Source organism: Arthrobacter sp. 10L424, from assembly GCF_056395325.1.
This window is the reverse complement of record NZ_JBFTJH010000003.1, coordinates 265,069-281,942: the sequence shown is the minus strand read 5'-3', so window position 1 is coordinate 281,942 and position 16,874 is coordinate 265,069. Positions and strand designations below refer to the sequence as shown.

The 16,874-nt window shown below is 68.6% G+C and carries 18 protein-coding genes; 9 read left to right on the top strand and 9 right to left on the bottom strand.

Translation table 11 applies throughout. The annotated features are described in order from the left end of the window. The first annotated feature begins 153 nt into the window (after positions 1-153). On the top strand, positions 154-1,617 hold the full coding sequence (locus tag AC1DC5_RS06900) for a sensor histidine kinase (protein WP_441403981.1): 1,464 nt from the start codon (positions 154-156) through the stop codon (positions 1,615-1,617). Here AC1DC5_RS06900 and AC1DC5_RS06895 read toward each other — a convergent pair. Beyond that, positions 1,538-2,275, bottom strand: a complete 738-nt coding sequence (locus tag AC1DC5_RS06895; RefSeq protein WP_476864655.1) for a response regulator transcription factor — start codon at positions 2,273-2,275, stop codon at positions 1,538-1,540. The genes AC1DC5_RS06900 and AC1DC5_RS06895 overlap by 80 nt on opposite strands. Before the next feature lie 78 nt (positions 2,276-2,353). After that, positions 2,354-2,620 (bottom strand): hypothetical protein, encoded by a 267-nt coding sequence (locus AC1DC5_RS06890; RefSeq protein ID WP_476864654.1) that lies wholly within the window; start codon positions 2,618-2,620, stop codon positions 2,354-2,356. Between the two features lie 249 nt (positions 2,621-2,869). Between AC1DC5_RS06890 and AC1DC5_RS06885 the strand changes: the two genes are divergently transcribed. Continuing rightward, positions 2,870-3,172 (top strand): DUF4193 domain-containing protein, encoded by a 303-nt coding sequence (locus AC1DC5_RS06885; protein WP_346926970.1) that lies wholly within the window; start codon positions 2,870-2,872, stop codon positions 3,170-3,172. Positions 3,173-3,231: 59 nt separating this feature from the next. Then, the gene (locus AC1DC5_RS06880) at positions 3,232-3,429 is read left to right on the top strand and encodes a cupredoxin domain-containing protein (RefSeq protein ID WP_476864653.1); all 198 of its coding nucleotides are present in this window, start codon (positions 3,232-3,234) and stop codon (positions 3,427-3,429) included. 22 nt (positions 3,430-3,451) lie between these two features. On the opposite strand, the gene AC1DC5_RS06875 is transcribed toward AC1DC5_RS06880, so the two are convergent. Together AC1DC5_RS06875 and AC1DC5_RS06870 are read right to left on the bottom strand one after the other, a co-directional pair. Beyond that, positions 3,452-3,799 (bottom strand): GNAT family N-acetyltransferase, encoded by a 348-nt coding sequence (locus tag AC1DC5_RS06875; protein WP_476864652.1) that lies wholly within the window; start codon positions 3,797-3,799, stop codon positions 3,452-3,454. Positions 3,800-3,824: 25 nt separating this feature from the next. Beyond that, positions 3,825-4,823, bottom strand: a complete 999-nt coding sequence (locus AC1DC5_RS06870) for a pirin family protein (protein ID WP_476864651.1) — start codon at positions 4,821-4,823, stop codon at positions 3,825-3,827. Between the two features lie 85 nt (positions 4,824-4,908). On the opposite strand from AC1DC5_RS06870, the gene AC1DC5_RS06865 reads away from it, so the two are divergent. After that, positions 4,909-5,580, top strand: coding sequence for an alpha/beta hydrolase family protein (locus tag AC1DC5_RS06865; RefSeq protein WP_441403975.1), 672 nt, complete (start codon positions 4,909-4,911; stop codon positions 5,578-5,580). A gap of 30 nt (positions 5,581-5,610) precedes the next feature. Here the strand turns inward: AC1DC5_RS06865 and AC1DC5_RS06860 are convergent, their stop codons facing one another. After that, positions 5,611-6,894, bottom strand: coding sequence for a class I SAM-dependent methyltransferase (locus AC1DC5_RS06860; protein WP_476864650.1), 1,284 nt, complete (start codon positions 6,892-6,894; stop codon positions 5,611-5,613). Between the two features lie 165 nt (positions 6,895-7,059). On the opposite strand from AC1DC5_RS06860, the gene AC1DC5_RS06855 reads away from it, so the two are divergent. Next, positions 7,060-7,416, top strand: coding sequence for a hypothetical protein (locus tag AC1DC5_RS06855; RefSeq protein ID WP_476864649.1), 357 nt, complete (start codon positions 7,060-7,062; stop codon positions 7,414-7,416). A 41-nt stretch (positions 7,417-7,457) separates the two neighbouring features. After that, entirely contained in the window at positions 7,458-8,345 is an 888-nt protein-coding gene (locus AC1DC5_RS06850) for an amidohydrolase family protein (RefSeq protein WP_476864988.1), read from the top strand. 10 nt (positions 8,346-8,355) lie between these two features. On the opposite strand, the gene ligD is transcribed toward AC1DC5_RS06850, so the two are convergent. Then, a complete protein-coding gene (gene ligD / locus AC1DC5_RS06845; protein WP_476864648.1) occupies positions 8,356-9,378 on the bottom strand; it encodes a non-homologous end-joining DNA ligase in 1,023 nt (340 codons plus the stop codon). Positions 9,379-9,468: 90 nt separating this feature from the next. On the opposite strand from ligD, the gene AC1DC5_RS06840 reads away from it, so the two are divergent. Continuing rightward, positions 9,469-10,791, top strand: coding sequence for a nicotinate phosphoribosyltransferase (locus AC1DC5_RS06840; protein ID WP_476864647.1), 1,323 nt, complete (start codon positions 9,469-9,471; stop codon positions 10,789-10,791). Positions 10,792-11,074: 283 nt separating this feature from the next. Here the strand turns inward: AC1DC5_RS06840 and AC1DC5_RS06835 are convergent, their stop codons facing one another. Next, positions 11,075-11,347, bottom strand: coding sequence for a hypothetical protein (locus AC1DC5_RS06835; RefSeq protein WP_476864646.1), 273 nt, complete (start codon positions 11,345-11,347; stop codon positions 11,075-11,077). Between the two features lie 104 nt (positions 11,348-11,451). Next, the gene (gene hrpB, locus AC1DC5_RS06830) at positions 11,452-14,106 is read right to left on the bottom strand and encodes an ATP-dependent helicase HrpB (RefSeq protein ID WP_476864645.1); all 2,655 of its coding nucleotides are present in this window, start codon (positions 14,104-14,106) and stop codon (positions 11,452-11,454) included. A 101-nt stretch (positions 14,107-14,207) separates the two neighbouring features. Here hrpB and AC1DC5_RS06825 point away from each other — a divergent pair, with 101 nt between their 5' ends. Then, positions 14,208-15,722 carry a CYTH and CHAD domain-containing protein gene (locus tag AC1DC5_RS06825; protein ID WP_476864644.1) on the top strand — a complete coding sequence of 505 codons (1,515 nt, stop codon included), beginning with the start codon at positions 14,208-14,210 and terminating at the stop codon, positions 15,720-15,722. A gap of 68 nt (positions 15,723-15,790) precedes the next feature. On the opposite strand, the gene AC1DC5_RS06820 is transcribed toward AC1DC5_RS06825, so the two are convergent. Beyond that, positions 15,791-16,270 carry a universal stress protein gene (locus tag AC1DC5_RS06820; protein WP_476864643.1) on the bottom strand — a complete coding sequence of 160 codons (480 nt, stop codon included), beginning with the start codon at positions 16,268-16,270 and terminating at the stop codon, positions 15,791-15,793. A gap of 197 nt (positions 16,271-16,467) precedes the next feature. Here AC1DC5_RS06820 and AC1DC5_RS06815 point away from each other — a divergent pair, with 197 nt between their 5' ends. Next, positions 16,468-16,854 (top strand): hypothetical protein, encoded by a 387-nt coding sequence (locus tag AC1DC5_RS06815; RefSeq protein WP_476864642.1) that lies wholly within the window; start codon positions 16,468-16,470, stop codon positions 16,852-16,854. Positions 16,855-16,874: the final 20 nt, after the last annotated feature.

Genomic DNA, 16,874 nt, shown 5'->3' with positions numbered 1-16,874 from the left:
GAGTGCGGCCGGTAGTCTGTTTTGGACTTCGTCTTGGTCCAACTGTGCCTTAAAGCACCTGAGAGGACGCTGAGAAGGCCTCCGCCGGATCCTGCAACCTAAAAGTGTTCTGTGGCGGTTGTCCGGGGACCGCGGGTGCCGCATTCTTGAAACATGGACAAGCTCACGTCCACTACCCCGTCCGGCCGGTACCGCGGCCGGGCCAGCTGGGGATTGCGCAAGCGATCGACGGCGGCCGCGGTCGCCGTCGTGGCCGTTGCCCTGCTGGTCGGCGGCGTCATCTGGATCGCGCTGCTGCAGAGCACCCTTACGGCCGCGATCGACACGTCTTCCCTTCGGAGGGCACAAAACGTGATCGTTGAGCTGGCTGACCATGAACTGGACGATGCGGCCGAATATATCCGGCTGACGGGCTACGCCGGCCAGTACGTCCAAATCATCGACTCTTCCGGGCAGGTGGCTGCCGCCTCCGATCCCAAGGCCGCCCAAGTGCCCCTGACCGGGCTGCGTCCCCCGCCGGGGCAGACCCAGGCACAGGATGTCTCCAGCCTTCCGAACATCGGCAACAACGATGACTTCCATGTGGTCGCAGCCGGTGTAGTGGTCGCTAAAGCGCCCTATACAGTGGTGGTGGCCTCCTCGGTGCAGGTCCAGTCCGACACTGTGGTCACCGTGGCCTGGTTTTTGCTGGCGGCTACGCCTCTCTTGCTGGCCATCGTTGCCGTATCCGTGTGGCTGCTGGTGGGCCGTTCGCTGAAGCAGGTCGAAAGGATCCGGGGCCAGGTTGCCCGGATCAACGCCGACCACCTCGACGGCCGCGTCGACGTTCCGCGCACCGACGACGAACTCGAGGCACTGGCCCTGACCATGAACATGATGCTGGAGAGGCTGCAGGCATCGGACCGCGAACAGCGCCGCTTCGTCTCTGACGCCAGCCACGAGCTGCGCAGCCCGCTGGCCACCTTGAGTGCCGGCGTCGAGATCGCCGCAGCGGATCCGTCCGGCGCGATGTGGACCGAAATGAAGGACGTTCTTGCCGGCGAGACCGACCGCATGCGCTATCTGGTGGAAGACCTGCTCACCCTCGCCAAGGCGAACGACGGGGGGCTGGCGATAGAGGATGCCGAGGTGGACCTGGATGACGTTGTTGACCAGGAAATCCGGAGGCTGCGCGCGGAGAGCCGGCATCAGGTTTCCGCCGACCTCACCCCGGTCCGGATCCGGGGCGACGCCCGGCGCATCGGCCAGGTCCTGCGGAACGTCCTCGACAACGCCGAGCGGCACGCGCTGTCCCGGATCCGCGTCGTCCTGCGCACCACGGACGCCGGCGCCGTCATCACGGTCGACAACGACGGCGTCCCGGTACCCGAGGCGGAGCGCACCCGGATTTTTGAGCGCTTCGTCCGGCTCGACGAGAGCAGGTCCCGTGAAGGCGGTGGAAGCGGCCTGGGCCTGGCGATCGCTGCCGGGATCATGACCGCCCACCAGGGCACCATCCGGGCAGCCGAAGGCCCCGACGGTGAATGCCGTTTCGAAATTACTTTTTCCGTGCTCGAGCGGGAGGCTCCGGAGGCGGGGGCGGAACTTGCACCGGCTCAGGAAGCTGGTCGGAGCTGAGCTGGTAACCCATCCCCCGCACGGTAGCCAGGCTGCGGACACCGAAGGGGGCGTCGATTTTGCGCCGCAGGTAACCGATGTAGACCTCAACGACGTTGTCCCCGCCCTCGAAGGCCGAATCCCAGACGTTGTCGAGGATCTCCGCCTTCGACACAACCTCGTCGTGCCGGCGCATCAGATAGTGGAGCAGCCCAAACTCCCGGGCAGTCAGCGGGATATCCGATGCGCCGCGCCGGACGCGCCGGGTGACCGGGTCGATCGACAGGGTCCCCAGAGTCAGCACCACGGGCCGCTCCGGCGCCCCGCGTCGGATCAGGGCGCGGATCCGGGCCACGAGCACCAGGAAACTGAAGGGTTTGGTCAGGTAGTCGTCGGCACCCAGGTCAAAGGCGTCCGTCTGGTCGTATTCGCCGTCCTTCGCCGTGAGCATCAGCACCGGGGTCCAGATTCCGCGGCGGCGGAGCTCCTTGAGCACGTCGTAACCGTTCATGAGCGGCAACATCAGGTCCAGCAGGATGGCATCGTAGGCGGATTCGCTGGCGGACGACAGGCCGGTGACGCCGTCGTGGGCCACGTCCACCACGAAGCCTTCATTCACGAGTCCGCGGCGGACGGTGTCGGCGAGGTGCCGTTCATCCTCCACCATCAAAATCCTCATCGCAGGACTCCTCTCCTCAGACACAGTATGCGCCTCCGGCGCCTCGGGGCGCCGGGAGGAGAGCGCGGCGGGAGGGTCCTAAACGTCCCCGGTGCGCCGCGAAACCTGGGCAGGAGGACCGAACAACCAGCCGGAGACGTCGCTGCGTAGGACAAAGTGTGGTCCCCCGGTGGAACTCACGCTGCCGGTGGGAACGTAGTACCCGCGTCCCGCCCCCGGGCCGCCGGCCGCGCGGTCCAGGGCCTCCGTCAGGTGCCTGGGCAGATGCCCCGCGGGGCCGAGGGCCCGCAGGCCGTCCATTTCTTCCGGCGTGAGCCGTCCGAGCACTGCAGCGATATCGGCCATGATGGATCCCTTCCGGCGGACGGTGACTAAGGGTCCAGCTTAGGATCACGCCGTGAACGGCACATTAACTCCGCGCGACGATTATCGAACACGTTCCGGGGCGGGGCCCGGCCGTGGCATTTCCCTCCAACCGCGCCGGTGTCATGAGGGTCACTTCCCACAGTCCCCTTACACCCAGCAAATTAACGGGTGGATGCTGTACCGTTCAATCCCGGGAAACCCAGACCAACGGAATCGAGAATCAACCAGGTGGCAACCGACTATGACGAAGTCCGATCCGACGTTGCGGAATCACGCAACGCCTCGCTAGAGGCCCTTCGCTCCGCGAACGCGCCGGACGCCCGCAGCGTCACCCGTGAGCTTGACGAGGCTGACACGTCCGAAGGCGTGGAACTGCCGGGCGCCGACCTGTCCGGCGAGGAACTGACGGTCACCGTCATTCCGCAGAAGGAAGACGAGTTCACGTGCTACTCGTGCTTCCTGGTCCGGCACCGCTCTCAGCTGGCGCGTGAGAAGGCCGGCCACGCGTACTGCGCCGACTGCATGAGCTAGCAGCCGGCCGGCTGAACATTTACAACTCCTCATCGACGGCCCCGGTACCGGCAGGACCGGTGCCGGGGCCGTCGGCGTCGTGGGACGAACCCGGCAGCGCCCGCCACACCGTGAGCGCCGACGACGGCTCGGCCTTCAACGTGGACGTCAAGGGCAACGGCGGTTCAGCTACTTTTACGGCACCAACCCAGCCCGGAACTTACACCTTCCACTGCATCTACCACCCGCAAATGCACGGCACACTGACGGTGAAATAAGCGTCAGAGTCCTGCTGCAGGCTCAGCGCCGGGCGCGTTGCGCCAACGCGCTGTTGAGAACACCGAGCAATGCCGGCGTGACGGCCTGGACACTGGCCGCGTACTGCGTGTGGCTTTCGAGGTACTTCTTGATGTAAGGGCACACGGGGACAATCTTCAGGCCGGCGGCGGCTGTGTCCTCGAGTGCGTGCTCCGCGAGCCGGCCGGCGAACCCTTGGCCGCCGAACGCCTCGTCAATGACCGTGTGGTAGAAAATCCGGTGGGTGCCGCCGTCGTCGATGTAGGCCGCCTGGCCGATGACCGTGTCGCCGTCAAGAACCTCGTAGCGCAGCCGGTCGGGGTTGTTGCGGATGGTGATGGTGGTTAACACATTTCTCGTTTCTTAGTGGGAGGGATCATTCGCGGGGGCGAAGCCGGGCGTTCGGGAGCGCAGGCGCCGGCAGCGGCGCCGGTTCCCCAGGCGGGAACTCACCGAAGCGCGGCCGCGCGTTGTCCGTCCCGGCGGCTGGCAGCACATCCTCGGCGCCGATTTCCGCCTGCCATTGGGCCCGGTAGTCGACGATTTCCTCATGGCTGCGTCCCACGAAGTTCCACCACATGACGATCTTCTCGCCCAGGGGTTCGCCTCCGATCAGGAGTAGGCGCACGGGCTCGACGCCGGCCGCCAGGGCAACTGACGTGCGCCCCGCCGGCAGATAGGCCAGGTGGTCCCGCGCCACCGGGCGGCCATCGACTTCGAGGGTTCCCGTGTCAACCAGCAGTCCGTGCTCAAAGGTCGGATCCGTGACCAGGTCCAGCGTGGCGCCCGCTTCGAGCAAGGCCTCGGCGCCGAGCAGCGGCGTGTGGGTGGTGACCGGCGAGGAGGCGCCGGCCAGGGATCCCAGGAAAACGCGCAGGGTCCAGCCCGGCCCCGTCAGCGGCTCGGGGCGGTAGTGCTCAAAGGTCGGCTCCATGTGGCGTGCCCGGTCCGGCAGCGCCACCCATAGCTGCGCACCGTGCAGCACGTCGGTCTCCGGAGTGGAAAATTCGGAGTGGCTGATGCCGCGCCCGGCAGTCATCAGGTTGACTTCGCCGGGCCGCACGGCCGCGTGGAAGCCGGCCGAGTCCCGGTGCTCGATCTCCCCGGTAAAGAGCCAGCTGACCGTCTGCAGTCCGGTGTGCGGGTGCCGCGGCACGTGCATGCCTCCGGACTCGCCGATCCGGTCCGGGCCATAGTGGTCCAGGAAACACCAGGCGCCGATGAGGCTCCGCCGGCGCTGCGGCAGGGTCCTTCTGACGTCCATCGCCCGCGGCCCGCCCAGCGGGACCTGGCGGGGAACCAGGATTTCGACGCCGGAGCCGTCGTCCTCCGTTTCGCAAAGGATCTCCTGAGGGGCCACCTCGGTATTGCTCATGGCACCAGCCTAGCTGTATCGCCCGCGGCCGCGGGTGACCGATTCCCGCAGCATCCGCACGCACTGCAAGCGTCATGATGGACTCATGAGCATCCCCGAGTCGCCCGTCACGATCGCCGTCGGCGAATCCACCGTATCGGGCGTCTATGCCCGCCCCGAGAAGCCGTCCGCCACGCTGGTGGTCGCCCACGGTGCCGGAGCCGGGATGGAACACCCGTTCCTGGCCGGATTCACCCGCGCCGTCAACGAACTGGGCGTCGCAACGCTCCGCTTCAACTTCCCCTACCGGGAGGCGGGCCGGAAATTCCCCGACAGACCCCCCGCCGCCATAGCGGCGTGGCGCGCGGCCATGGCGGAGGCCACGGCCCGGTCCGGGGGCGAGCCGCTGTGGGCCGCGGGCAAATCCTTTGGCGGACGCATGGCCTCCATGGCGGTCGTCGAGGGGATGCCCGCGGCAGGACTCATCTACCTCGGCTACCCGCTCCATCCCCCGGGCAAGCCGGAGAAGCTCCGCGACGAACACCTCTACGGGCTGACGCTGCCCATGCTCTTCCTGCAGGGCACACGCGATCCGTTCGCCACGCCCGAGCTGCTGGAGTCCGTGGTGGCCCGGATCGGCCCCACGGCAACGCTGGAGTGGCGCGACGGCGGCGGCCACACTTTCGATGTCGCCGGAACCAAGCGCACCGCGGACGAAGTTGGCGCCTCGCTGGCCGGGTCCGCAGCCGCCTTCATCGCAGCGCACGGTCCCGGCTGAGGCCTCCGCGGAGTCAGTCCCCGCACCGCCTCAGGTCCAGCTGGTCCGGCGCAGCGGCGGTTCGGCCCCGCCGGGCCGCTGCACCAGGATCTGGTTGACACCGGTCATGCCGGACTCGAAGCCCAGGGCGCTGGCGGCCATGTAGAGCCGCCAGACCCGGGCCCGCCCTTCCCCGGCCAGTTCCACTGCTCCGCTCCAGTGTTCCTCGAGGTTCCGCACCCAGGCCCGGAGGGTGAGTGCGTAGTGCCGGCGCAGGGCCTCGACGTCGAGCACTTCCAGCCCGCCGGCCTCGAGCGCACCGACCATCTCCGCGAGGCCGAGCATCTCGCCGTCGGGGAACACATAGCGCGGAATGAACGAGTCCGGATCCGGCGCGGTGGGTCCCGCGTTCCAGGAAATGGCGTGGTTGAGCAGCCGGCCGCCTGGCCGGAGCAGCCCGTACAGCTTGGCAACGTAGGCGGGCATCTGTTCCCGGCCCACATGCTCGGACATGCCGATGGAACTGATCGCATTGAACGGCCCGTCGTCGACGTCGCGGTAGTCCTGGACGCGGATGGACACCCGATCCGTCAGGCCCGCGTCTGCCACCCGCTTTCCCGCCAGGGCCGCCTGTTCACCGGAGAGCGTCACGCCCACAACCTCGACCCCGTAGTTGTTGGCCGCGTGCAGGGCGAAGCTCCCCCAGCCGCATCCGACGTCAAGCACCCGCATGCCCGGCTGAAGGCCCAGCTTCCGGCAGACCAGATCGATTTTGGCGTCCTGCGCCGCTTCCAGCCCGGCCTGTTCGTCCTCCCACACAGCACAGGAGTAGACCATGGACGGGCCAAGCACCAGCGCGTAGAAATCGTTGCCGACGTCGTAGTGGTGGGAGATGGCCGCGGCGTCCCGCTTCCGTGTGTGCCGCCGGCCCGCGCGGACGAGCTTTGCCTCCTCCGGCGGCGGTGCCGGGTTGGGTCCCAGGGCGCCCAGCAGGGCGGCGTTCCTGAGTATTGTGGCGAGTTCACGCGCGGTGGGCCGGCGGAACGGTCCAGGTTCGGCGAACTTTCCGGCGGAACTGAGGGCGGCGAAGCTGGCGAAGACATCGCCCGGAGCATCGATGTCCCCGGCAACGTAGGCGCGGCTGAGGCCCAGCTGGCCGGGCGACCACAACATCCGGCGCAATGCCCGACGCGACCGGAACTCGATCACCGGCGCGTCTGCAGGGCCGGCCTCCGTGCCGTCCCAGGCCCTAATCCGGAGCGGGACGCCATCAGTGCCCAGCACGATGGCGAGCACTTCAGCCAGCTGCGGCGCCGCCCCAGTCTGTTTCGTCATGATCATGGCCTCTCTTCCGGTGCGATAGTCCGGTTCCCAATCTATTTCGACGTCCGGCGGGAAAATAGGGGCCGTATGGCCCTGACGTAGCTCCGTTCCCGGTTCCGGGCGTCCGGGGCCGACGACTCTGGCGCTGCCCCGTACCGCACGCCTATCGTCGTAGCCATGACTGAAACACTTTCGTCTCTCGCGGAGACGTTCAAAAACGTGGGTGTATCCCGGGCCTATGGACCGGCCGTCACAGTGGACGGGGAGGAACTGATTCCGGTGGCCCTGGTGTCCTTTGGGTTTGGCGGAGGTGGAAACTCCGACGCCGGAGGCGCCGTAGTCGTCGGCGGCCAGGACACCGCGGCCGGCGGCGGGGGCGGGGGCTTCGTGCTCCCGCTGGGTGTCTACTGCCGCAACCCCGGCGGGCACGTGACGTTCCGGCCCAACACCATCGCGCTGCTGGCAGGACTGGCACCACTGGTTTGCGCCGTCGGGTACACCGTGCGGGGAATCCTCCGCGCCCAGCGGCGGTAGGATTCTCTGACGACGACGTCGAAGGAGGCCAGGTGGAAACGATGCGGGACACTGACGTGCCGCAGTGGTGGGCAGGGCTTGGGCTTCCAGGGCTGATCGACATCCACACTCATTTCCTTCCGGAACGGATGCTGCAGCGGGTGTGGGCGCACTTCGATGAGTCCGGTCCGCTGATCGGCCGGCCGTGGCCAATCACCTACCGCTCGGACGAGGCCAGCCGGCTGGCCCAGCTGCGCCGGCTGGGGTTGCGGCATTTCACGGCACTGACCTACGCGCACCGCCCGGGCATGGCGGCGGACCTCACCGACTTCGCCCTCGGTCTGGCTGCCGCAGAACCGGACTGCGTCCCGAGCGCGACGTTTTACCCCGAAGAGGGTGTCCTGGACCAGGTGCGGTCGGCTTTGGACCGCGGCGCGCGGGTGTTCAAGATCCACGCGCAGGTCGGCGGATTCGATCTGCGCGAGCCGATCCTCGACCCGGTCTGGGGGCTGCTGGCCGAAACCGGCGTTCCGGTTGTGGTCCATGTCGGCAGCGGCCCCGTGCCGCGGCCCGGCTTCACCGGCCCGGACAAACTCGAGGGCGTGATGCGCCGCCATCCTCAGCTGACCGCCGTCGTCGCCCATCTGGGAGCACCGGAGTACGGCGAGTTCCTGGACCTGGCGGAACGGTACCCGCGCGTCCACCTGGACACCACCATGGTCTTCACGGATTTCTTCGAGGCGGCCGCCCCCTTCCCGCGCGAGCTCCTGGCACGGCTGGCCGGGATGCCGGAACGCATCGTGCTCGGCAGCGACTTCCCGAACATCCCCTACCCCTACGCCCATCAACTGGAGGCTCTGGAGCGCCTGAGGGACAAGGAGCCACGCCTCGACGACGACTGGCTGCGCACGGTCTGCTGGTTCAACGGCCAGCGACTCCTGGACGTTTAGTCCCGGGGAGCTAGTCCTTGTTCTTTGCCCGGCTGGGCTGCACGCGCATCGGTTCGCCTGGCATCTTTGGGAAGTCCGGCGGGAAGGGCATTTCCCCCAGCCCGGCTGCCTGATCCCGCTCCCACCACCCGAGCAGGACGTCGATCGTGCCCGGAGTGGCATGCATGGCGGCCCACGGGTCGCCTGTGTCCCGGAGCCGCTTGGGCACCGAGACGATCGTGAAGTCCTTTGGGGTGACGTGCTCCAGTTCCTCCCAGCCGATCGGGCAGGACACAGTGGCACCGGGCAGGGCGCGCGGGCTGTAGGCCCCGGCTATAGTGCGGTCGCGGTTCGCCTGGTTGAAGTCGACGAAGATCCTGGCACCCCGTTCCTCCTTCCACCAGGCGGTGGTGACTTTCTCCGGCATCCGCCGCTCGAGTTCGCGGGCGGCGGCGATCACGGCATGCCGCACGTCGAGGAACTCGCGGGTGGGTTCGATCGGCGAGTACACATGCAGCCCCCGGTTGCCGGAGGTCTTGATGAAGGACTCCAGCCCGGCCTCGGACAGCACGGACCGCAGTTCCTGCGCCGCCGGGATCGCGTCCTCGAACCCGGTGCCGGGCTGCGGGTCCAGGTCGATCCGGAGCTGGTCGGGGTTGTCCGGGTTGCCGGCCCGCGACGCCCAGGGATGGAAGACCACGGTGTTCATCTGCACCGCCCAGACCGCCGCGGCGACGTCGTCGATCACGAGCTGGGGATGTGAGCGGCCGCTGGGGTAGACCACCGTGACCGAGCGCACAAAGTCCGGGGCGCCCTTGGGCGGGTTCTTCGAGAAGAACTGCTCCCCGTCGACGTCGCCGCCGAACCGCTGGAGCGTCACGGGACGGTCGCCGTTCGCCGCCAGGAAAGCGTCCCCGACGTCGACGAGGTACCGGGCAAGGTCCAGCTTGGTGAGCCCCAGCTGCGGCCACAGGACCCTGCCGGGGCTGGAGATCCTCATTTCCCGGTCTCCGCTGGGGCTGCTGACAGTGACAGTCGCTTCTTCCTTGGCCATGGGGACAAGTTACTCCCAGTCCCGAGGCAAACTGAATAGGCAGGCGGGCGGCATCGCGCCCACCGGTCGCCACGGAGCCTAGGGTTAATCATGGACACCACGCCGCTCTGGGACGGCCCCGTTACGTCCCTCTACACCGACCACTATGAACTGACCATGCTGCAGGCGGCCCTGCATTCCGGGGCTTCCGGGCGGAAAACAGTGTTCGAGGCGTTCGCCCGCGGACTGCCGGAAGGACGGCGTTACGGGATCGTGGCCGGAACCGGCCGGCTGCTGGAAGGCATTGCCTCGTTCCGTTTCGGACCGCCGGAGCTCGAGTTCCTGGACCGGACCGGCGTCGTAAATGGCGAGACGCTGGCCCGCCTCGCGGACTTCCGGTTCTCCGGCGACGTCTGGGGCTATCCGGAGGGTGAGGCGTACTTCCCCTACTCCCCCGTCCTGATCGTGGAGTCCACCTTCGCCGAAGCCTGCATCCTGGAGACCTTTGTGCTGTCCGTCCTCAACCACGACAGTGCCATTGCCTCGGCCGCCTCCCGGATGGTCAGCGCGGCCGGCGGCCGGCCGTGCATTGAAATGGGTTCACGCCGGGCCCAGGAGGAGGCTGCCGCGGCGGCCGCCCGGGCCGCCGTCATTGCTGGCTTCGAAGCAACCTCGAACCTGGAAGCCGGCCGGCGTTTCGGACTCCGGACGGTGGGCACGGCGGCGCATTCCTTCACGCTCCTGCATGACACCGAACGCGATGCGTTCCGGGCGCAGCTGGACTCGCTGGGTCCCGGGACCACGTTGCTGGTGGACACCTACGACGTCGAGGCGGCTGTCCGGACCGCCGTCGGACTCGCCGGGGACAAGCTGGGCGCGGTGCGGCTCGATTCCGGTGACCTGGTGGCGCAGGCCCGGCGGGTCCGTGAGCTGCTGGACAGTCTGGGCAACGTCCACACGAAGATCGTCGTCACGTCCGACCTCGACGAATACTCCGTAGCTGCCCTCCGGGCCGCCCCGGCCGACGCATACGGAATCGGCACGGCGCTGGTCACGGGTTCCGGCGCCCCCACTGCAGGCATGGTCTACAAACTGGTCAGCCGCACTAACGACACCGGCGAGTTCGTCGCGGTAGCCAAGAGCTCCAAGGGCAAGATCAACATCGGCGGCCGGAAGCATGCGGTGCGCAGGCTCGACGGATCGGGCACAGCCACGCATGAAGTCCTGGGCGTTGGCCACCCGCCGGCGGAGGAACCCAACGGCAGGCCGCTGCTGCGGCAGTTCATCCGGGACGGAAAACTCCTGCCGGGCTGGACCGGGCCGGGGGCCGTGGCGAAGGCCCGTCGCCGGCACACTGAGACCATGGCCGAGCTGCCCGCCGTTGTGAACCGGCTGCAGCGGGGCGGCCCCGCCATCCCGACCGTCTATGCGTGAGGGAGCCGCCGCGCCCGCCGAAACCCCGCCGGCATGACTGCGGGACCCGGAGTGTCATTGCGGCGTTCCAGTTCGTCGGTGACGAGCTGCAACAGCCTTCCAGCCGACTCCGACAAGTCCCTACCTTTGTCCGGTGAGGCCAGTTCGACGCACTGCAGCAGCGCGGAGCGGAGCCGCACCAGCTGCGAGGAAGGCACCAGAGGCCAGCGGCGGAAGGAATCGAAAATCAGCTCCGCCCCGTGGCCATGTGCGAGGGAACCGTACCCGACAGCCACCTCGGGCCTCATGCCGCACGCACCCGGCCGGCCTTGCCGGCTCCGAGCAGATGGCTGCCCTGCCAGCCCGAAGCGCGGATCATGGCCACGGCTTCAGGGTCAGCGGCGGTCAGCTTCCGCAGATCCACGACTGTGTCGAGGCCGTACCCGAAGGAGCCGGCCCGGCGGGCGACTGCGATCAGGCTTGTGACGTTGCGAACGGTGAGTTTGCCTTGCGGTGACACGAGTGCAGATTCGGAACTGAGATCGACAGCGACGGTGATGTCGAGTTTGCTGGTCATAATAAATATCCCCTGTGAAGCATGAACGGCCGACTTCCTGACCGCCTCTAGGATACCCAAAACGCCGTGAGCCACGTCACAATCACGTAACAGCGGCCCCTGCCTCAGCCCCTGCTCTTGGTGCGGGCGGTCGCCGGCGCCGTCCAGGGATCCTCCGGCCAGGGATGCCGCGGATACCGGCCCCGCATCTCGGCGCGGACCTGGGAGTAGGGTCCGGACCAGAATGAGGCCAGGTCATCCGTCACGGCCAGGGGCCGCCGGGCGGGCGAGAGCAGGTGGAACAGCACCGGCACCCGGCCGCCCACCAGCCGCGGCGTCCGGTCCCAGCCGAAGCATTCCTGCAGCTTGACGGCCACTACCGGGCGCCCGCCGTCGTCGCCCACCCCGGGGTAGTCGATTTTCACCCAGGAGCCGCTCGGCACTTCAAGCCGTTCCGGCACCAGGTCCCCGAGCCGGGCGGCGTCGGGCCACGGCAGGAGGCGCCACAGAGGCTCGCCCAGGTCGATGCCGCTCGTGGCAGCGCCGCCGGCCAGCGCCTGAAGTTCAGGCTCCAGCCACTCGTCGAGCCGGGCCAGCAGCGCCGGCTCGGACACATCCGGCCATGGATCCCCGAGCTCCCGGCGCACCAGCGCAAGACGGCGGCGCAAGGCGTCCGCCGCCGTCGACCATCCAATGCTCTCCAGCCCCTCCTTCGCCAGGGCCCGGGCTACCGCCGCACGGCCCTCCGCGGCTGAGGGGCGCACCGGAGTGGAGGAAAGTACGATCGCGCCCAGCCGGCGTTCGTTCCGGGCAGTGACCCGGCCCTGGCTGAATTGGGCTTCCATGGTGTCGCCCAGGAGATGCCGCGCGGCGGCCTCGGCCGTGTCCGCCGTCAGCGGCGCGGCGGAACGAATGACGGCGCCGGTACCGGCCGCATCGCGCCCCTGGGCCCGGGTGACTTCGGCGACGGCAAGCCATTCGTACCCGGACAACGAACTTCCGGCAGGCAGCCCGGCCCGCGTCCCGGAGGTGAGCAGGTACCGTTCCGGCCCGTCGCCGGGGACCCTGCGCGCGACGCGGTCCGGGAAAGCGAGGGCGACGACGTAACCGACCGCTTCCGCGGCGCTCACGGCAGTCGCGGGAGGGGGCGCGACGCCGGACCGCTCCTGGCGCGAGATCGCCTCCATCCGCCGGACGTCCTCCGTCCAGCGCCGGGACGCCGGATCCTTGCCCGTGCGCAGGGCGGCCAGGAGGCGCGGAAGGTCGGCGCCGGGGGCTCGCTGGTCCCCGGCGACCAGGGCGACGGCTTCCGCGGCAGCGCGGTTCCCCACGGCGGCGGCTCCGTCCAGAAGTGCCCGGGCCAGCCGGGGATCGGCGGGAACCCTGGCCAGCGCCTTGCCGAGATGCGTGGCGGTACCGTCCGCACCTACCGCGCCGAGTTCCCGCAGCACTTCCACGGCCTCGTCCATCGCGGCCCGCGGCGGGGCGTCAGGCAGCGACAGCCCCCGGCCGCCGGGCGACCCCCAGCAGGCCAGGACCAGGGCGGCGCCGGTGAGGTCCGCGACGACGATCTCCGGGGTCTGGTGGGCCGGTGCGGCACCGTAGGTCTTCTGGTCGTAGCAGCGGACCACCCGGCCTGGCCCCTGGCGGGCAGCCCGCCCGGCGCGCTGCTCTGCGGACGCCCGGGAGCAGGACACGTTCACTAACCCTGACATTCCGCGGCTCGCGTCCCGCCGGGGCTCGCGGGACAGTCCGGAGTCGATGACCAGCCGTACTCCCGGGACGGTCAGGGAGGATTCGGCCAGCGACGTCGCCACGATGATCCGCGGGTTCCCGCCGGGCTCCCGCCCGGAGACGGCGCGGTCCTGCTCTGCGGGGCCAACCTGCCCGTGCAGCTCCAGGATCTCAGCGCGCGACCGGCCGCGGAGGCGGCCAGCGACATAGGACACTTCCCACGCCCCCGGGACGAACACCAGGGCATCCACGTCCCGGCCGGTCGCCAGCGCTTCGGCGTGCGAAGCAGCGGCCGTGTCCGCCACGTGGTCGAGGAAAGCACGCGTCACTCCGCGTTCATCCAGCCGGGGCACTGCCGCGGGCAGCCATTCGACCTCAAGCGGGTACAGCGCGGACGGACAGTCGACGACGGGCGCCGGCCCGCCGCCGTCGTGTCCCGCTGCGTCGCCGATCAGGGCGGCGAAGCGCGGCGCGTCCAGCGTGGCAGACATGGCGACGAGGGTGAGATCGCCGCGCAGCTGGCGGACCTCGTTGAGCATGCCTAGCAGCAGATCGGTCTCGAGGCCGCGTTCGTGCACCTCGTCGAGGATGACGGCGGTGGCTGTTTCCAGCCCCGGATCCGCGAGCAGGCGGTTGAGCAGGATGCCGGGGGTGACAAATTCGATCAGGGTGCCCGGCCCGGCCTGGCGTTCGCCGCGGACCGTGTACCCCACGCGGTCCCCCAGCCGGCTGCCGTCCAGCGCAGCGAGACGCCGGGCCGCCGACCGCGCGGCAACCCGTCGCGGTTGGGTGACGATGATGCGCGGTGCGCCCGTCCGCCCCGGCTGCGGGGCCGCGCCCAGGGCGAGGTTGGCGAGCACCGGCGGAACGAGAGTTGTCTTGCCCGTGCCCGGCGGCGCCTGGACCACGGCGGTTGCGGATGGTGCGCCGGCCCGGAGAGCGTCGGCCAGCTCGCCGAGCGAGTTCGCGAACGCCAGGCCGGCCCCGATGACCGCCAGATCGAAGGGCTGAGGAGCAGGGGGCAACGGAACGGCCGGAGAAGTCACGCTTCCATTGTGCCTACAAAGCCGGGGCCCCGGATCCTTCCGGGGCTGATGCGGGACTTTCGGCTCATGCGGCCCCAGCTCCGGGGGGCCTACGCTTGGCCATGACCGACTCCGAGATGCTCGAAGTGGAGCGAAAATACGACGTCGGCGAGGACGACAAGTTGCCGGTCCTGGAGTCGTTGCCGGGGGTGGACCGGGTGGGCTCGCCCGAGGAAGAGGCGCTCGACGCCTTCTACTTCGATACTGCCGGCCTGGCCCTGGCTACCCGCGGGATCACGTTGCGCCGGCGGACAGGTGGCCACGATGCCGGATGGCACCTGAAACTCCCCGTGGCGGTGGGGGAACGTCAGGAGTTCACGGGGCGGTTGGGCAAAGACCCGGACTCCGTACCCCGGAGGCTGCGGCAACTCGTCCAGGTCCATACGAGGGATCAGGATGTGATTCCGGTTGCGCGGCTGAAGACGCGGCGGACCACCCAGCGCCTCTTTGCGTCCGATGGAACAGCCCTGGCCGACTTCTGCGACGACCGGGTGGATTCCCAGACACTGCTGGACCCGGAGGCCCGCACCGCCTGGCGGGAATGGGAAATAGAACTCATCGACGGCCCCAGGAAGTTGCTCAAAGGCGCCGATACACTGCTCGCTGAAACTGGACACCACCCGTCGGCACTGCCGTCCAAACTCGCCCGAGGCTTGGGCGGACAGTATCCTCCGGGCGACAAACCGGCACCCGGGCCGGAGCCGGAGGGGCCGGCGTCGGCGGTGCTGCTTTCCTACCTGAACCAGCAGGTCTCAGCGCTGAAGAGGCATGACCCCGGGGTCCGGGAGGCTGCGCCGGATTCCGTCCATCAGCTCCGGGTGTCAGCGCGAAGGATCCGTTCCGCACTGGCCACCTTCCGGAAACTTGCCGACCCCGAGGTCACTCGGTCGCTGCGCTCGGAACTTCGATGGCTGGCCGGCGCCGTGGGTGAAGCCCGGGACAACGAGGTGATGCGGGCCCGGCTGCTGGACCTGATCGGCGCCGAACCGCCGGACCTGTTGATGGGTCCGGTAGTGCAGCAGATCGAGGAGCACTTCGAGGCTGCAGCCCACGGCGCCCGCGCAAAAGGCCTTGCTGCACTCAGGAGTGCCCGCTACTTCCGCCTTCTCGATGCGCTGGATGCCTTCCTCAGGGAACCGCCACTGACCGACACTGCCGGGAAGGACGCGCTGCAGACGGTGGGCCGGCTCCTGACGAAGGAGCGCAAACGCCTGAAAAAGGAAGTACATACCCTCGACGCCGGCTCCGCGAGTCCGGCCACGGATGCCGCACTCCATGAGGTCCGAAAGAGCGCCAAGCGACTGCGTTATGCGGCCGAAGCCGCGGTCCCGATTTTCGGGAAGCGGGCAACCACGCTCGCACGGTCCGCGGAAGAGATCCAGGAGAGCCTGGGCGATCACCATGACAGCGTGGTCACCCGGGACCGGCTGCGCGAACTGGCGGCCAATCATCGCGGAAAGGCTGCTTTCACCTACGGCCGGCTGCATGCCCTGGAACAAGTGGCCGGCGAGGAATCCCGCGAGCGATTCTTCCGGACATGGAGTACGTCACCGCCCGAGCCGTTCCACTGGAAATAAGCAGCCCCTGAGCGCCCGAATATCGATCACGACGCCGGACGGCGTCGTACCCGGCCCCGGGCTGGCGGTCACGGGTCCAGGGCGGGAATGACCAGGACTGGTCTGGATTGCAGGCTGGTCAGCTCCGCACTGACCGATCCCTCCAGCATCCGCTCCACGGCAGCGAGCCGGCCGGGGCGGTCTCCGCCGACGATCAGCACTGACGCGTCGGTGCTCTCCGCCAGCCGGCCCAGCGCCGGGGCAACCGCGCCGTTCAGCACCCTGAACGACCAGTCCTCCCCCGGCGGTCCCAGGATGGCCTGGAGTCCTTCGCGGACACGGCCGGAGGGGAAGTCCGTCTCGATGCTGACGGCCGGATCCAGGGACGAACTTGTCCTGGAGTCCACGGGTTCCCATTCTGTGAGATAGCTGGCAGGGTCCACGAACGCACAAATCAGGTGTGCGCCCAGCCGGGCAGCCAAACTGGCGCCGGCGCGGATCACGTGTCCGGACGGTTCCCACGCAACGCCCAGCACCACCGGGCCGGCCGGCCACTCGCCGCCGGCCACGGGCCGGCGATTGTAGCGGGAGGAACCCATCAGAGGAGGCCTGCGCCCCGGGTTGCCAGCACGTCCATGGGGTCAGGATAGCCAGCGACCGGAGTCGGCCGCAGCAGGTTCCCCGAAATTCGCGGGTGGTACTGCTATTTTTGCGGCATCGGCTGCGCCGCAGCAGCCCCGGCAGTTCCATGGAAGATGAGTTCCTGATGGCCTTAGACCAACTTTCCGCACTACTGGCATGCGCCATCCTGGCCGGCCTGGCGATTTTCCAGGCCGCCCTCGCGGCGGGGGCACCGCTGGGGAGGATGGCCTGGGGCGGAGGACACACAGTCCTTCCGAAGAAGCTGAGGGTTGCCAGCGCTGTGTCCATCGCCCTGTACGCTCTTTTCGCCTACACAGCACTGGCCAAGGCCGAGCTGGCGCCACCGCTCATCAACGGCACCGTCACCGGCGTCGCCGCGTGGGTCCTCACGGCATACTTCGGGCTCGGCATCGTCATGAACGGGATCTCCCGCAGCAAACCGGAGCGACTCGTTATGACGCCTACCGTCCTGGTACTTACGGCCCTTTATCTCATCCTCTCGCTCAATTGACGGGGCTATAACTCCGGCCA

Bases quoted from the DNA above. Each gene is read 5' to 3' on its own strand.
- AC1DC5_RS06900 (WP_441403981.1), top strand. From the start codon at position 154: ATGGACAAGCTCACGTCCACTACCCCGTCCGGCCGGTACCGCGGCCGG.
- AC1DC5_RS06895 (WP_476864655.1), bottom strand. From the start codon at position 2,275: ATGAGGATTTTGATGGTGGAGGATGAACGGCACCTCGCCGACACCGTC.
- AC1DC5_RS06890 (WP_476864654.1), bottom strand. From the start codon at position 2,620: ATGGCCGATATCGCTGCAGTGCTCGGACGGCTCACGCCGGAAGAAATG.
- AC1DC5_RS06870 (WP_476864651.1), bottom strand. From the start codon at position 4,823: ATGAGCAATACCGAGGTGGCCCCTCAGGAGATCCTTTGCGAAACGGAG.
- AC1DC5_RS06865 (WP_441403975.1), top strand. From the start codon at position 4,909: ATGAGCATCCCCGAGTCGCCCGTCACGATCGCCGTCGGCGAATCCACC.
- AC1DC5_RS06860 (WP_476864650.1), bottom strand. From the start codon at position 6,894: ATGACGAAACAGACTGGGGCGGCGCCGCAGCTGGCTGAAGTGCTCGCC.
- AC1DC5_RS06855 (WP_476864649.1), top strand. From the start codon at position 7,060: ATGACTGAAACACTTTCGTCTCTCGCGGAGACGTTCAAAAACGTGGGT.
- AC1DC5_RS06850 (WP_476864988.1), top strand. From the start codon at position 7,458: ATGCGGGACACTGACGTGCCGCAGTGGTGGGCAGGGCTTGGGCTTCCA.
- ligD (WP_476864648.1), bottom strand. From the start codon at position 9,378: ATGGCCAAGGAAGAAGCGACTGTCACTGTCAGCAGCCCCAGCGGAGAC.
- AC1DC5_RS06840 (WP_476864647.1), top strand. From the start codon at position 9,469: ATGGACACCACGCCGCTCTGGGACGGCCCCGTTACGTCCCTCTACACC.
- AC1DC5_RS06835 (WP_476864646.1), bottom strand. From the start codon at position 11,347: ATGACCAGCAAACTCGACATCACCGTCGCTGTCGATCTCAGTTCCGAA.
- AC1DC5_RS06825 (WP_476864644.1), top strand. From the start codon at position 14,208: ATGACCGACTCCGAGATGCTCGAAGTGGAGCGAAAATACGACGTCGGC.
- AC1DC5_RS06815 (WP_476864642.1), top strand. From the start codon at position 16,468: ATGGCCTTAGACCAACTTTCCGCACTACTGGCATGCGCCATCCTGGCC.